A 14215-nucleotide genomic window follows, 5' to 3' on the forward strand; every position below is an offset into this window, starting at 1 on the left:
TGTTCAAAAAGTGTCCTATACCCACCGAGTGAGTCAGCGATGATATGTCCTTCATCGAGATCCGCGCGTTCGACGCCAGGCACCTTCGCTTCATCGGAATAAGAGCGTCCGTCATTCGTGATGTCTTCCTTCGCATCATTCCGGATGATGATCTTCTTCGCGATGACATAGACCAGCTGACCGTGTTCATTCGTGAACGCTCAGTACTTCCTGTCACCGAACCCGATGTCGACGACGACGTTTGCCTGACGACTACCGGACATTTCTCCGCCATCGAACGTGATCTTCTTATATCCTTTGAAAGAATCCTGCGGAGTCGTCGTTTTTGATTCCGTCGATGAATTCTTATCTGTTGTTGACTTGTCTATACTGGTATCAGCCTCTTTTTCTAGATGTTGATCGGAGTCCTTCTTCGGATCGGTCTTTTGTATAGTCGTGTCGTCTTGTTACGTTACTTGCTCAGTCTTATCCGGTGGAGGTGAGGTCGTTTCCATATCTATACATCCTGCCATCAATAGCACGGTAAGGGGAATCGCTATGTAAGAAATCTTCATTAGTGCACTCCTTTATCGATGAGTCTGTCATTGCGTCCTTCATTATAACGCTACTTATCAGTTCTTGCTGTCTTATTTCGGAAGACTGTTGTAATGAGGATTACCTCAAGGGTATGAAACAGAGCGGTACCGCTCTGTTTGATGGAAGGAGACCGCAACCATCCTGCAGATTATGAGAGTGTCGCTTACTTAACGCTTAGTGAATGGGTAAACTTTCAAAGTAAGTATGCTTCACTCGATGTCTTACGATTTACTGAGGTATTCAATGACTACGTACTGATATCGTATCGTCAGTGGCAGTCAAAACAGGATACTCCTGAAGCGGTACTTGTATTTCTACAAAAACGCGATATTTATGAATTACCGTTTGAGCTATACCAATCACTGATTTACAAGAAATGGGAGTCATTCGTCGCTCAAGCGTTAACGACGAATATAACATATGTCTTTGAATGTTGCTTCTTACAAAATCCATTGACGATGGGGCTCATCAAATACGATCTACCGGAAGCGACGTTACAAGCGTACATCAAACGCATAGCAACGATCATCGCACCGTTGCAACCGGTTCTCGTCTATGTTGATCAACTGAATGTAGAGCGAAGCTTCCATAAAGCATTACAAGAGCGTCCACCAGAATGGGCGGACGGATTCGTATCCTATTACACGGAGCAAGCATATGGTGTGAATCACTCGTTATTAGGAGTGGAAGGGACGATTGCAATCTTAAGGGAACGAAAAGCATTGGAACATCAGTTGTTAAAAACGCTTCCCTTTAGAATAGAGGTATTTGGAAATGAAGACTTTTCAACAGATGTGAGACAAAAATGGTTAAAGCAATTGATTCAGTCAACTGTGCGTTCGACTTCTTTAAGCGAGAGGTAATTAAAAGACGATTCTAAGTCAAAGAATCGCCTCTTTATAGTGAGAATGTCTGATCAATAGTGTTTTTATCATGGTTCAATATCCAATGCTTATAATCATCGTAGAGATCACGGATAGCGTCAGGTGTTTCGCCGATCAGGTCACAGCCTCGGTCATCATAGATGTGAAACAGACTCTTTCGTCTCGGATTAAAGAAAAAGGTACGATGGATAAAAGAAGGGCGATCCGTGACATCGTGACTGCAAATATCACGGATCAAAGCTGGATAATGAATCTCTTGCCGTGTACAGGTCAAAGACAATGTGTATGTAGCATAGGGATGCTCTTCCACATATTGCGGTGTACGATCGCATCGCAGGCGATAGCGTAAAGAAGGGGACTTCAAGTACTTCACAAATCCACTATGCACGACCGGTTTCCAACCGCTTGTTCTTTTGTAGGGACTGACCTGCACGATCCATGTGATAAGATCAGATGGATCGTGAATGGCTTCGAATAAGGTTAGGGCTTTTCGATAGGCGGACTCTAGATAATTCGGATCATCTAGACCAACGTTTTTGAACAATGTTGGATTGCCTAGCTCAAAGCGGATTCCGTTCGCATTGTGATAAAATAAGTTCGGATATAAGACGAGCTGGGGAAAGATCGTATACAGCTCTTGGTGATTCAATAGGAACTCCTCCCTTCCATGTATGGTGCGCTACACTTGTTTCTTGAATGAATAATGATCCGGCTTCTAAAAGCCGGATCATTATTCATTAGCCCATACTCGTTTCATGATTAACCTGCCATTGTACGCCAAACGCATCTTCGACAATACCGTAGGCTTCACTCCAAAACGTCTTTTGAATCGGCATGATGATCTTGCCGCCTTCAGCGAGCCGCGCGAACGTTTCGTGCAATAGCTCCACATCGGCTAAGTGAAGGGCTAACGTAATGTTTTGTCCGAACGTCACAGGGTTTTGTGGCATCGCGTCTGAGAACATGAGACGTGTGCCATGGACGATAAGCTGCGCATGTAAAATCAGTGTCTGGTGCTCCGGTGGATACGGTTGACCATCCGGTCCAGGACCTGGTCCGAACTCCATGATTTCCGGCATTTCTTCCTGAAACACCTCCGTGTAAAACGTCAACGCTTCACGGGTATTTCCATTAAAGACAAGATACGGATTAATCGGCACGGGAAAGCTCCTTTCAAAAGGGAGAATGCGTCTCTTTTAGTATAACAAACATTTGTTCGTATAAAAAGAGTGAGTTGCTGATTTATTTAGTATAAATGATAACGGTTTCAATTAATCTGATTTTTATAAAAAATAGGTTGCAACTTCCAGAAAGACTTCGTATACTAAATTTACCGAAAGCGCTTTCGGTGAAATGGAGTGAGTAGTATGGGAACAATTTATGATTTAGCGAAGATGACCGGTTTTTCGATCACAACGGTCTCGAAAGCCTTAAATAATTATTCAGATGTCAGTGAAAAGACGAAAGCGAAGATCGTCCAGGCAGCAGCTGAGATGGGATACTTGCCGAATGCACATGCTCAATCGCTCTCGACAAAACGTTCATGGACGATTGGTGTCATGTTTTCAGAAGCACATGGTGTCGGCATGATGCATCCGTTCTTTAATGCGATCATTGAAAGCTTCCGGAAAGCAACGGAGCAACAAGGTTATGATCTGATTTTTGCATCACGAAATTTACGTAATCGGGACATGAGTTACTTGGAGCACTTTCGGCACCGAGCGGTTGATGGCATTGTCGTCATCTGTTCGGACCAGTTGGATCTGCACGTTCAAGAATTGATTCAAAGTACGATTCCGATCGTTGTCGTTGATATGTACAGTCCGGATTGTAGCGTCGTCTATTCCGACAATATTACGGGTGGGCGACTAGCCGTCGAGCATCTATATGAATTAGGTCATCGCCGGATTGCGCATATCGCTGGCGACACGACGACGGATGCTGGTGCAGCAAGGATTGAAGGTTATAAACAAGCAATGACCCAGTTCGGTCTGCCGATTCCGGACGGCTATATTGCAAACGGTGGGTTGTTTTCCGGAGAAGAAGGAAAACGGGCGATGCAAGAGTTGCTAGCGCTACCAGATCGACCGACTGCTGTCTTTGCGGCAGCGGACCAAATGGCAATCGGCGCTATTGAAGCGATTCATGAAGCTGGCTTACAGATTCCAACAGATATCTCACTCGTAGGCTACGATGATATCGAGATGGCGAAGTACATCACACCGAAGCTGACGACCGTCCGGCAAGATACGGAAACGATTGGTCAGCATGCGGCTTCAGTCTTGATCGAACAAATTGTCGATAAACAGCGGATCACGACACAAGACGTCATCCCCGTCGAGTTGATCGTTCGTCATTCGACAGGTCCTGCACCTGAGTGACGTGCGCCAATTTCGGAATCGCTCTCGCTGGTTGTCAGGGAGAGCGATTCCGAAATTATTTTTACGGCAGTTCCGAAAGCGATTTCGAATTAAACGATTAAATTGAAAGCGCTTACTTAAAAACTATTAAAAAAAGATGGGATGAAATGAAAAAGGCGTTCATTAGTACAGTCACGATTGGTGCCATGACAGCAACTGTCTTAGCGGGATGTACGGGAAGTGGCGAAGACACTACGAGTGGTGGCAAAGAGGTCTTAAAGATCTGGTCGTTTACGGATGAATTAAAAAAAACCAATCAAAAAATTTAAAGAAAAGAATGACGTTAAAGTCGAATTGACGATTGTGCCGATGGCCGACTATCCGACGAAGTTGAAACCAGCTCTTGAAAGTGGCATCGGAGCACCAGATATCTTCACGGGTGAAATTGCCTTCTTGAAACAATGGGTCGACGCTGGCTACTGGGCAAATTTATCCGAAAAGCCGTTTAATGCAGATGACGTCGCAAAAGACTATATTCCGTATGTATTTGACATGGGGAAAGATAAAGAAGGAAACGTGCGTGCGCTCTCTTGGCAAACGACGCCAGGAGGCATTTACTACAAACGAAGCATTGCGAAAAAAGTACTCGGAACAGACGACCCGAAAAAAATCGGCGGCATGATGAATTCAATGGATGGGGTGTTTGAAGTCGCCGATAAGATGAAGCAAAAAGGCTATAAAATGTTCCCGGATGAAGGATCGATTCGTTGGTTCGTTCAAGGCAATGATCCACAACCATGGGTCAACGACAAGCAGGAGCTCGTCTTGACCGATGCACGAAAAGAATATATGGACTACGCAAAAGAACTCCGTACGAAACAATATACGGCCCTTGCACCGAACGCATTCAAGGACTTAATTCGCCGATTGCGGGCGGAATATACAGATTTACCGATCTATATTACAGAAAACGGAGCCGCATTTGACGATGAGCTGATCGAAGGACGGGTCGCCGACCAAAATCGAATCGATTACGTTGCGCAACACTTGCAAGCAATCTCGGATTTGAACGAAGAAGGCATGAATATTGATGGCTACTACTTATGGTCGCTTCTTGACAACTTCGAGTGGAGCTTCGGTTACGAAAAACGCTTCGGAATCCTTTATGTCGATTTCGAGACACAGGAACGAATTTGGAAAGACAGTGCTTATTGGTATGCGAACGTGATCAAGCGACATAAAGCTACGCTTCCCCAAAGCGTATAAGGAAAAGGGGCAGACTCAAAAGTCAGTCTCTACAAAGATAAGGGTGGCAGAATGATGATCTGCCACCCTTATCTTTTAACAAAAAGAATGACGCGTCACGCGCCACTCCTACAGGAAAAAGCGCATTATGCGCTGTCAGAGACAAACAAGACCCGCTTTCCTGCTTGAATGAAGCAGGAAAACTGGCTTGTGTCTCGCCTGAGGAAAGGGCGTGAAAAGACGCGTCATTCTTTTTTTGAGTCAGCCCATTTTGCCCGGATTAAATAAAAAATCAATAGAAATAGGGTGAAAAAATGTGTAAAAGAAAAAGGATTAAAACCCATCATATGGAATGTAAAGGATAGAGGTGACATCTATTCGTTTTCAGGGGAGGAAACGTCATGCGTCAGAGGGACTTACCGTATCGGTTCATCTTTATTTTAGGTTTACTTGTCATGATCGGAATTAACGGATGGTCCGCCATGCTCCATCCGGACGGAATGATTAACGGATGGCAAAGCATCGCCTCCGTTGTCTGGCTTATTGGTTTAGTCGGGTCTCTATTCTATATCAAAGAAGATAAAGCGCTTCGACTTATGGTCTGGTATATCCGGATTGGTCTCGTTGCGGCGTTATTCATTTACGGTGTTTCGTTACTTGAAGGCGCGTTTTCTGAGACGATTTGGTTTGATGGGCTTGCGAGTGTTCAGTTCATATTCTATTTCCTGTTCGTCATCCCATTGTTTGGATTAAATGCCTGGACGGATGTTCTGTTTGGTGAGTTTTCGTTATACATGAGTGTTCTGTACGGTATCGCCTTGATCACGCTTCACGTAAAAGTCTGGAATGATGCATCACGGCATTTAGATTATTGATTCAAAAAGGTGACCTTGTGTCGCCTTTTTTGTTGTGTCGTCAACTTTTTTCTCGACTCGCCCGTCTTAATGATGTATACACAGAACGATATCGAAAAAAGGAGCCGCGGCCTATGACCTCTCGTCAAATGAGAAAACGGGAACAAGCATTCGTCCGTTTTTTAAAGCAATACAAACCGAATCTCTACTGGTTAGCCTACAGTTATATGAAAAATGAACAGGATAGTCTGGATGTCATTCAGGACAGCATCCAAAAAGCGTTACAATCACTCGACCGACTCGAGGATGATGAACGGATGAAAGCCTGGTTCTATCAGATTTTGACACGAACAGCGATCGATGCGATCCGGAAACGTCAGCATAGTATCAGTTACGACTCGGAGCGACTGATCGAACTTGTCGCGACGAAAGAAGATACATACCCGGATTCCGATTTACGACAGGCGCTAGAGGAGCTACCTGTCATGTACCGGGAAGTCGTTATCTTACACTATTTCGAGGACTTGATCTTAAAAGATGTCGCGACGATTTTAGAGCTGAATCTAAGTACGACCAAGTCTCGCCTCTATAAAGGGTTGACCTTACTGAAAATGAAATTGAATGGAGATGATCTAGATGTCAAACAAACTTGATGATCTGAAACAGGCTTACCAACAACCACCGGTCCCAAAAGAACTCGATGAAATGATTGCCCGAGTCGAGCGTCGAACTCGTCCTTCGCGGACGAAGCAATCCGTGTTGATTACAGCGGCCGCCATCACGTTATTCATTGGCGGATTAAATAGTAATGCGTCGTTTGCAGACGCGATGGCGAAGGTGCCGGTCTTCGGTCAACTGACTGAGATCGTGACGATTGATTGGAAAGAGACGAAGACACAACAGTCGGCTGATATTAAAGCACCCCAAGTGACGTTACCGGACAAAGCGCTCGAGCAACAGCTGAATGAAAAGTATATCGCGGAAGGACAAGCGTTATATGAAAAGTTCAAACAAGAGACGCACGGACAAGAAGGAGTATTTGCGATCGATAGCCGATACGACATCAAGACGGATACGGACGACCTGTTGTCGATTGGTCGAATCGTCACGGAGACACGGGCAAGTGCATCGGAAAGCGTCCAGTACGATACGATTGATAAGAAACAACAGCTTGTCCTGACGTTACCATCCCTATTCAAGGATGACAGATATATCACGACGATCAGTGATTATCTAAAGGAAGAAATGCGTCGGCAAATGAAGGCAGATGAAGGGAAAGTCTACTTTGTCGAAGGAACACCAGATGTACCGGAGAGCGAACAGTTCAAGCGCATTTCCGCGAAGCAAAATTTCTATATTACAACAGACCACAAATTAGTCCTGTCGTTTGATGAATACAGCATCGCTCCAGGATATATGGGCATCGTTGAATTTAAGATCCCGACTTCAATCTTAAAAGACGACCTCGTCAGCTCATCCTATATTCGTTGATTGTCAGATTTTAAAAATCATTGACGTAAAAATGAAAAAAGGAAACAATTTCTAAAAATGACCTCTTATAATCAAAAGACAAATCGTTGTTTTTTGAAAAAAGGAGGAATCCCTATGAAAAAATGGAGTAGGCTCGTACTCGCAGGTGTCGTTAGTCTCGCCTTGCTTCATGTTCCGGCAGCTAGTGAAGCTGCGACGAAAGCAAAGGCCTTTTCAAGTTGTGCAGAAATGCAGAAGACGTATAAAGGTGGCGTCGCGAAAAAAGCGGGGCTAAAAGAATCGGACCGGGTATGACAAGCATGGAAAACCAATCTACAAAGCAACAAAATATAAGGCATACGTAAGTCTTGCGACATATAACTTAAACACAAAAAGAGATCGCGATAAAGACGGTATCGCGTGTGAACGTTAAATAAGAAAAAGTGGTCTTTCTCGAGCGAGAGAAAGACTACTTTTTTGTACAGATTAGATGTTCCTTTCAATTATGTAATCCTTAGAAAATCATCATGTATGGTAGTGTTGTAGCGATGAAAGACGACAAATATGTGTTGAGTAGGAGGATTACTATGCGAAAACGAGATTATCTGATTTTCTTCATTCTATTTTTGATTCTGAATCTCATTAATTTCTTGGGCGCATTAGGTATACAGGATTCATTAGCAATCGTGAGCGTCGCTCTGATCGAAGCAGCGATAGCTGGAACGATTACGAATCTGTTCACTCGCATCTTTTTTAAGAAAAGCTGAGAAGGATTGAAGTAGCACTCCAAATCAGATCGGTACATAAAAAATAACCTGACGCTGCGGCGTCAGGTTATTTTTGCTTAGTTGAAGTTTTGCTTTAAGAAGGCTGTAACTTCTTCTGGTGTTTTAGCATTTGCACTGTGCAAGTGCGCCAGTTTTTCATTGTTTTTGAAGACGAGCAAGCTTGGGATCCCCATGACATCGTGGTTCGATGCGATTTCAGGGAACCCATCCTTGTCGATCGTATGGATTGGTAAGTGGTCGAATTGTGACTCGACATCCGGCATAAAGTAATCCATCCGTTTGCAGTCCGGGCACCAGTCTGCTTCGAACTTGATGATGACCGGTGCATCACTTGAAATCAATTCCTTGAATGTTTCTTCACTCTTAATGAATTCTGCCATTGTGAGAACTCCTCCTCTTGGTGTTGTACCTTTAGTCTACCGATTCCCTTCAGAACTTGCACGAATTATGTTCGTCAAAGAGTCTGACAAGTCAAAAAAGTTGGTTAATCTTTAAGGGGATGCTACCGATTTTCTTTGAAATAGCTAGATGACATAATCGAATTCAGTTTGGCATAGGGAAACATTATTGCGCGTTTGTTAATTACCTAGTTCGAAACAAAATGATTTCTCTAGACCCACTCGATTTCCGACTGGTACGATGAGGTTTGCTGATCGCAGAGAAAGTGGGGCGACGAGAATGGAACAACAAAAATACGATAATCTAAAACGCGGCGAACGCGGTGCGATGATCAGTATTGCAGCCTATATCTTGTTATCATCTTTAAAATTAATCATTGGGTATACAGCAGATTCCGCCGCACTCCGGGCGGATGGTTTGAACAACGCGACTGACATCATCGCGTCGATTGCCGTCTTAATCGGCTTACGGATCTCACAACGTCCGGCAGATGACGATCACAAGTACGGACACTGGAAAAGTGAGACGATTGCCTCGCTCGTAGCTTCCTTCATCATGATGGCAGTTGGTCTCCAAGTCTTGATCGATACGATCTCGACGTTGTTCGAAGGCAAGCAGGAATCGCCTGATGTTCTTGCAGCGTACGTCGGAATTGGTTCAGCTCTCGTGATGTACTTCGTCTATCGTTACAATAAGAAGTTATCCGAGGAGATTGAAAGCAAAGCCGTCATGGCAGCAGCGAAAGATAATCTATCCGATGCGTGGGTCAGTGTCGGGACGACGATCGGAATCGTCGGATCACAGTTCGGCATGCCCTGGCTCGATGTCGTGACAGCGATCATCGTCGGCTTCTTGATCTGTAAGACAGCATGGGATATCTTCACGGAAGCGTCACACGAACTGACGGATGGCTTTGATGAGAAGAAACTGAAGATGTACGAAGATGTCATTTTCGATCTCGAAGGTGTCAAAGGCATCAAGTCGATCAAAGGACGTAACTACGGCAACAATGAAGTCGTCGATGTCGTCATCCTTGTCAACTCCACCTTGAATATCCATCAGGCGCACGATATCGCAACACGTGTTGAGGATACGCTGACGGATGAATACGGTGTCTATGATATCCATGTTCACGTCGAACCCGAATGAATTCAAAAACGTCTTTTCTACGCTGACTGTAGAAAAGACGTTTTTTATGGCAATAACTCGATATGAAGAGCCAGTGCTCCGTACTGTTGCTCGGCTTCTGGTGAATAGATCGTATACGTAGATGTTATGAGTTCATCGATCGACCAACTGACGCAGTCGATGGATTCCTGTCTCATCTGTCTCCACTCTTTCTCTATAAAAGCATAGCAAAACTATGTGATTTTTCACATCGCCTTTTCGTTGACAACCAGGAATAATCAGCGTATTTTAATTCATATAAGTAATTGTTCCTTTTGGAACGATTTGAAATGGAACAAGGAGGCGAAACAGGATGGAGCAAACGGAAACGGTTCGTTCAACGGCGATGATGCAGTCGTTTTGGAATGTACAACGACATCTCGTTCGAGCAGCACACCAGACGGCGCAGGAAAACGGACTCAGTTTACCGCAATTTCATAGCTTGATGACGATTGCGCCACGTGGACCGATTTCGCAAAAAGAACTCGCGACACATACGCATTTACCAAAGAGCACACTGAGTCAGTCGATCGAAGGTTTAGTGCAGTCCGGTTGGGTCATTCGGGAGACGAATCCTGAAAATCGACGAGAAGTCGTCCTATCGCTTAGTGATCAAGGACAACAATTCGTGACGGAGATTCAAGAACAAGAGAAGGGAATGCAACGTCAACTCGAACAGGTCCTTGAGACGATTGATCAAGAGGTGTTCGAGCAGATGCTTGCGACGCATGCTCAGATTGCAGAAGGCATCGGACGTATCTTACAGCCAGATATGAAAGGAGGATGCTCGGATGATTAAGTTACTCAAACGGTTGACGGTCTATAAATGGGCAGTTCTTGCCGTGCTCGTCTTGGTTTTCGCACAATCAATGTCTGATCTCTATTTGCCGACACTGATGGCGGACATCATCGATAAAGGCGTCGTTACCGGCGATACCGCGTATATTTGGAAAATTGGTGCCGTCATGCTAGGGATTACCGGTATCGGAGCGTTAGCTGCAGTTGCCGCCAGTTATTATTCATCGAAGGCATCGATGGGGCTCGGACGGGATATCCGTCGCCAAGTCTTTAATCATATCGAACGGTTCTCCCTGCAAGAGTTCGATCAAGTCGGAACGGCGTCATTGATTACACGGACGACGAACGATATCACACAAGTTCAACAAGTCGTCATCATGATGTTACGGATGGTCGTCAGTGCACCAATCATGTTCATCGGTGGATTGATCATGGCTGTCTCAAAAGACGCCAAACTATCGCTCGTCATCGTCGCAGCGATGCCGGTCCTTGTGCTTTCGATCCTATTGATTTTGTGGAAAGGGGTTCCGTTGTTCGGAAAGGTTCAAAAACGACTCGACCGTCTGAACCTTGTCCTACGTGAGAACTTGACCGGGATCCGTGTCATCCGTGCTTTTAACCGGGAACGCGATGAGCAAGTGCGATTAACGAAAGCAAACGCCGATTTGACGGAAGTCTCGATCAAGGTCAATAAAATCATGGCGTTTTTGATGCCGGTGATGATGCTCGTGATGAACTTGACGGTCGTCGGTGTCATTTGGTTCGGGGGCATCCGGATCGATAATGGTGGTATGCAGATTGGGGACTTGATGGCGTTCATCCAGTACGTCATGCAAATCATGTTCGCTCTCGTCATGGCATCGGTCATGTTCGTCATGATTCCGCGGGCAGCCGTCTCGGCGAAACGGATCAATGAAGTCCTCGAGATGACACCAACGATGACAGATGAGGGAACACAAACCGCTGACCGTGAAAAAGGAACGCTCGTCTTTGATCGTGTCACGTTCCGTTATCCAGGAGCTGAGACACCCGTTTTATCCGATATTAGTTTTACGGCACGACCAGGTGAAGTAACGGCTGTGATCGGTGGGACCGGTTCCGGTAAATCAACGCTCGTCAATTTGATTCCCCGTTTTTATGATGTGACGGAAGGAAGCATTCGCGTCAATGGCGTTAATAGCCAGGACGTACCGCAAGAGGAACTGCGGTCGAAAATCGGCTTCGTTCCCCAAAAGGCGTTACTGTTCACAGGTACGATTGCCGAAAACATTCGTTTCGGGAAAGAGGACGCGACAGATGAAGAGGTCGCGCATGCAGCACAAATTGCGCAAGCGACGGACTTCATCGAACGGATGCCGGATGGTTACGATGCGCGGATCGAACAAGGCGGATCGAACGTCTCTGGTGGGCAAAAACAACGGTTGTCGATTGCTCGGGCCCTCGTTCGTCGACCAGATCTATATGTCTTTGATGACAGTTTTTCAGCGCTCGACTTCAAGACCGATGCCGCTCTTCGGAAAGCGTTACGGGAAGAAACACGCGAAGCGACGGTCTTGATCGTTGCTCAGCGTGTCAGTACCGTCATTGATGCCGATCAAATCATCGTCCTTGATGAAGGGAAAGTCGCTGGAATCGGGACGCACGACGAGTTGTTTGCGAACAACGCCGTCTATCAGGAAATCGTTAAGTCACAACTATCAGAGGAGGAAATCGCATGAGTGAGAAGAAACGACCTGCCGGCGGTCCGCCGCCTGGTGGTCCCGGTGGCGGAAATATGATGATGCTTGGTGAAAAACCAAAGGATTTCAAAGCAACGTTCCGACGCCTGCTTCGGTATCTGCGTCCGCGTTGGACGGCACTGATCGGTGTCTTTTTAGCAGCGATCCTCAGTACAGTCTTCATGATTGCCGGTCCAAAAATCATGGGAACGGCGATCACGGAATTGTTTGAAGGTGCGTATGCGAAATTCCAAGGTGTACCAGGAGCAGAAATTGATTTCACGAAAATCGGACAGATCCTCTTGTGGCTCGCTGGACTTTATATCATCAGTAGTCTGTTCAATTACTTGCAACAGTATTTGATGTCGGGCATCGCTCAAAAAACAGTCTACGATTTACGTGAGGACGTCAACCATAAACTCGAACGCTTGCCATTAAAATACTATGATGGTCGTCCGAACGGGGAGACACTAAGCCGTGTGACGAACGACATCGATACGATCGGGAGTACGTTACAACAAAGTGTGACTTCATTCATCACGTCGATCGTGACGATTGTCGGGATTCTAATCATGATGTTGACGATTAGTCCATTGTTAACACTGATCTCGCTCGTCTCGTTGCCGGTCTCGATTTTTGCGATTCGTCCGATTTTGAAACGATCCCAAAAATACTTTGCCGATCAACAACGAACACTCGGTCAGTTGAACGGACACGTCGAAGAGATGTATACCGGACACTCTGTCGTCAAGGCGTTCGGACATGAACGCAAAGCGGTCGAGCAATTCGATGCCGTTAACGAGGAGTTGTATGAAGCAGGGCGCAAAGCGCAGTTCATCTCCGGGATCATCATGCCGATGATGATGTTCATCGGGAACATCAGTTACGTCCTGATCAGTATCGTCGGTGGGATTCTCGTCACGCAACGGGCGATCTCGATTGGGGATATTCAAGCGTTCATCACCTATACACGTCAGTTCACACAACCAATCACACAAACGGCGAACATCGCGAACATCGTCCAATCGACGGTCGCAGCAGCGGAACGTGTCTTTGAATTACTCGACGAAGCAGAAGAGATTAAAGAAGTGACGACGCATCGTCTTGCGCAGGCTGAAGGAGCCGTTGCATTCGAACACGTTGATTTTGGTTACGGAAACGATCTCTTGATCGAGGATATGAACATTGATGTCGCACCGGGACAAACCGTCGCGATCGTTGGACCGACGGGTGCCGGTAAGACGACGATGATCAATCTATTGATGCGCTTTTATGAATTAAACGGCGGGACGATTCGGATTGATGGCATCGATACCCGTGAGATGTCACGCGAAGACTTACGGACGACGTTCGGTATGGTCTTACAAGATACGTGGCTCTTCAACGGTACGATCCGAGACAATCTTGCTTACGGTAAAAGTGGAGCAACCGAAGAAGAGATTATCGCGGCAGCGAAGACCGCACATGCTGATCATTTCATCCGGACATTGCCGGACGGTTATGATACGGTTTTAAACGAGGAAGCTTCGAACATCTCGCAAGGTCAGAAACAGTTGTTGACGATTGCTCGGGCAGTTCTTGCCTATCCTCCGATCATGATCCTTGATGAAGCGACCTCTAGTGTCGATACACGGACGGAGGTCTTCATCCAGCAAGCAATGCGACGGTTGATGGAAGGACGGACGAGTTTCGTCATTGCTCACCGTCTGTCGACGATCAAAGATGCTGATTTGATTCTCGTCATGAATCAAGGGCGTGTCATCGAACAAGGTACTCATGAGGAATTACTCGAGGCAGATGGATTTTATGCGGATCTGTACAACAGCCAATTCTCTGAAAAAGAAGTCGTGTGATATAGGGCAGTGTCGTCATGTAGACGATACTGCTTTTTTTACGAAATGATTGTTATAACTGTGTATTCTCACATACTGTAATCATCCAGTTTTTTTAGATAAA

General features: G+C 45.7%; 17 protein-coding genes and 1 pseudogene. 14 read left to right on the forward strand and 4 right to left on the reverse strand.

Annotated elements, in window-relative coordinates:
* The first annotated feature begins 44 nt into the window (after nucleotides 1–44).
* Both MKY22_RS01965 and MKY22_RS01970 read left to right on the forward strand, forming a co-directional pair.
* The gene (locus MKY22_RS01965; protein ID WP_341086192.1) at nucleotides 45–329 is read left to right on the forward strand and encodes a hypothetical protein; all 285 of its coding nucleotides are present in this window, start codon (nucleotides 45–47) and stop codon (nucleotides 327–329) included.
* A gap of 366 nt (nucleotides 330–695) precedes the next feature.
* Nucleotides 696–1439: a hypothetical protein gene (locus MKY22_RS01970; RefSeq protein WP_341086194.1), complete on the forward strand. Its 744-nt coding sequence runs from the start codon at nucleotides 696–698 to the stop codon at nucleotides 1437–1439.
* 34 nt (nucleotides 1440–1473) lie between these two features.
* On the opposite strand, the gene MKY22_RS01975 is transcribed toward MKY22_RS01970, so the two are convergent.
* Both MKY22_RS01975 and MKY22_RS01980 read right to left on the reverse strand, forming a co-directional pair.
* The gene (locus tag MKY22_RS01975) at nucleotides 1474–2109 is read right to left on the reverse strand and encodes a DUF3885 domain-containing protein (RefSeq protein ID WP_341086195.1); all 636 of its coding nucleotides are present in this window, start codon (nucleotides 2107–2109) and stop codon (nucleotides 1474–1476) included.
* A gap of 88 nt (nucleotides 2110–2197) precedes the next feature.
* Nucleotides 2198–2620, reverse strand: a complete 423-nt coding sequence (locus MKY22_RS01980) for a VOC family protein (RefSeq protein ID WP_035411200.1) — start codon at nucleotides 2618–2620, stop codon at nucleotides 2198–2200.
* A gap of 207 nt (nucleotides 2621–2827) precedes the next feature.
* On the opposite strand from MKY22_RS01980, the gene MKY22_RS01985 reads away from it, so the two are divergent.
* From MKY22_RS01985 to MKY22_RS02015, 8 genes and pseudogenes are all read left to right on the forward strand, one after another.
* Nucleotides 2828–3841 carry a LacI family DNA-binding transcriptional regulator gene (locus MKY22_RS01985; protein ID WP_341086197.1) on the forward strand — a complete coding sequence of 338 codons (1014 nt, stop codon included), beginning with the start codon at nucleotides 2828–2830 and terminating at the stop codon, nucleotides 3839–3841.
* Between the two features lie 146 nt (nucleotides 3842–3987).
* Nucleotides 3988–5086: pseudogene (locus MKY22_RS01990) on the forward strand (family 1 glycosylhydrolase).
* A 380-nt stretch (nucleotides 5087–5466) separates the two neighbouring features.
* Entirely contained in the window at nucleotides 5467–5940 is a 474-nt protein-coding gene (locus tag MKY22_RS01995) for a hypothetical protein (RefSeq protein ID WP_312067804.1), read from the forward strand.
* Nucleotides 5941–6068: 128 nt separating this feature from the next.
* Nucleotides 6069–6572 (forward strand): RNA polymerase sigma factor, encoded by a 504-nt coding sequence (locus MKY22_RS02000; RefSeq protein WP_341086206.1) that lies wholly within the window; start codon nucleotides 6069–6071, stop codon nucleotides 6570–6572.
* Nucleotides 6556–7410 carry an RsiV family protein gene (locus MKY22_RS02005; RefSeq protein WP_312452113.1) on the forward strand — a complete coding sequence of 285 codons (855 nt, stop codon included), beginning with the start codon at nucleotides 6556–6558 and terminating at the stop codon, nucleotides 7408–7410. Before MKY22_RS02000 ends, MKY22_RS02005 begins: the two co-directional genes overlap by 17 nt.
* A gap of 114 nt (nucleotides 7411–7524) precedes the next feature.
* Entirely contained in the window at nucleotides 7525–7704 is a 180-nt protein-coding gene (locus tag MKY22_RS17340) for a hypothetical protein (RefSeq protein WP_445298362.1), read from the forward strand.
* 16 nt (nucleotides 7705–7720) lie between these two features.
* Complete coding sequence (locus MKY22_RS17345) at nucleotides 7721–7822, forward strand: excalibur calcium-binding domain-containing protein (protein ID WP_445298377.1); 102 nt, start codon at nucleotides 7721–7723, stop codon at nucleotides 7820–7822.
* A 154-nt stretch (nucleotides 7823–7976) separates the two neighbouring features.
* Complete coding sequence (locus MKY22_RS02015) at nucleotides 7977–8156, forward strand: hypothetical protein (RefSeq protein WP_341086212.1); 180 nt, start codon at nucleotides 7977–7979, stop codon at nucleotides 8154–8156.
* 77 nt (nucleotides 8157–8233) lie between these two features.
* Here MKY22_RS02015 and MKY22_RS02020 read toward each other — a convergent pair whose 3' ends face one another.
* Complete coding sequence (locus MKY22_RS02020; protein WP_341086214.1) at nucleotides 8234–8557, reverse strand: thioredoxin family protein; 324 nt, start codon at nucleotides 8555–8557, stop codon at nucleotides 8234–8236.
* Nucleotides 8558–8855: 298 nt separating this feature from the next.
* Here MKY22_RS02020 and MKY22_RS02025 point away from each other — a divergent pair, with 298 nt between their 5' ends.
* Nucleotides 8856–9725: a cation diffusion facilitator family transporter gene (locus tag MKY22_RS02025; protein WP_341086217.1), complete on the forward strand. Its 870-nt coding sequence runs from the start codon at nucleotides 8856–8858 to the stop codon at nucleotides 9723–9725.
* A 44-nt stretch (nucleotides 9726–9769) separates the two neighbouring features.
* On the opposite strand, the gene MKY22_RS02030 is transcribed toward MKY22_RS02025, so the two are convergent.
* Nucleotides 9770–9901: a hypothetical protein gene (locus MKY22_RS02030; protein WP_341086218.1), complete on the reverse strand. Its 132-nt coding sequence runs from the start codon at nucleotides 9899–9901 to the stop codon at nucleotides 9770–9772.
* Nucleotides 9902–10056: 155 nt separating this feature from the next.
* On the opposite strand from MKY22_RS02030, the gene MKY22_RS02035 reads away from it, so the two are divergent.
* Genes MKY22_RS02035 through MKY22_RS02045 form a run of 3 tightly spaced genes read left to right on the forward strand, consistent with a single transcriptional unit; the run spans nucleotide 10057 to nucleotide 14112 of the window.
* Nucleotides 10057–10542: a MarR family winged helix-turn-helix transcriptional regulator gene (locus MKY22_RS02035; protein WP_312452122.1), complete on the forward strand. Its 486-nt coding sequence runs from the start codon at nucleotides 10057–10059 to the stop codon at nucleotides 10540–10542.
* Nucleotides 10535–12259 (forward strand): ABC transporter ATP-binding protein, encoded by a 1725-nt coding sequence (locus tag MKY22_RS02040; protein WP_341086220.1) that lies wholly within the window; start codon nucleotides 10535–10537, stop codon nucleotides 12257–12259. The genes MKY22_RS02035 and MKY22_RS02040 overlap by 8 nt, the downstream gene beginning before the upstream one ends.
* On the forward strand, nucleotides 12256–14112 hold the full coding sequence (locus tag MKY22_RS02045; protein ID WP_341086222.1) for an ABC transporter ATP-binding protein: 1857 nt from the start codon (nucleotides 12256–12258) through the stop codon (nucleotides 14110–14112). Before MKY22_RS02040 ends, MKY22_RS02045 begins: the two co-directional genes overlap by 4 nt.
* Nucleotides 14113–14215: the final 103 nt, after the last annotated feature.

The organism is Exiguobacterium sp. FSL W8-0210 (assembly GCF_038006045.1).
Classification (GTDB): domain Bacteria; phylum Bacillota; class Bacilli; order Exiguobacteriales; family Exiguobacteriaceae; genus Exiguobacterium_A.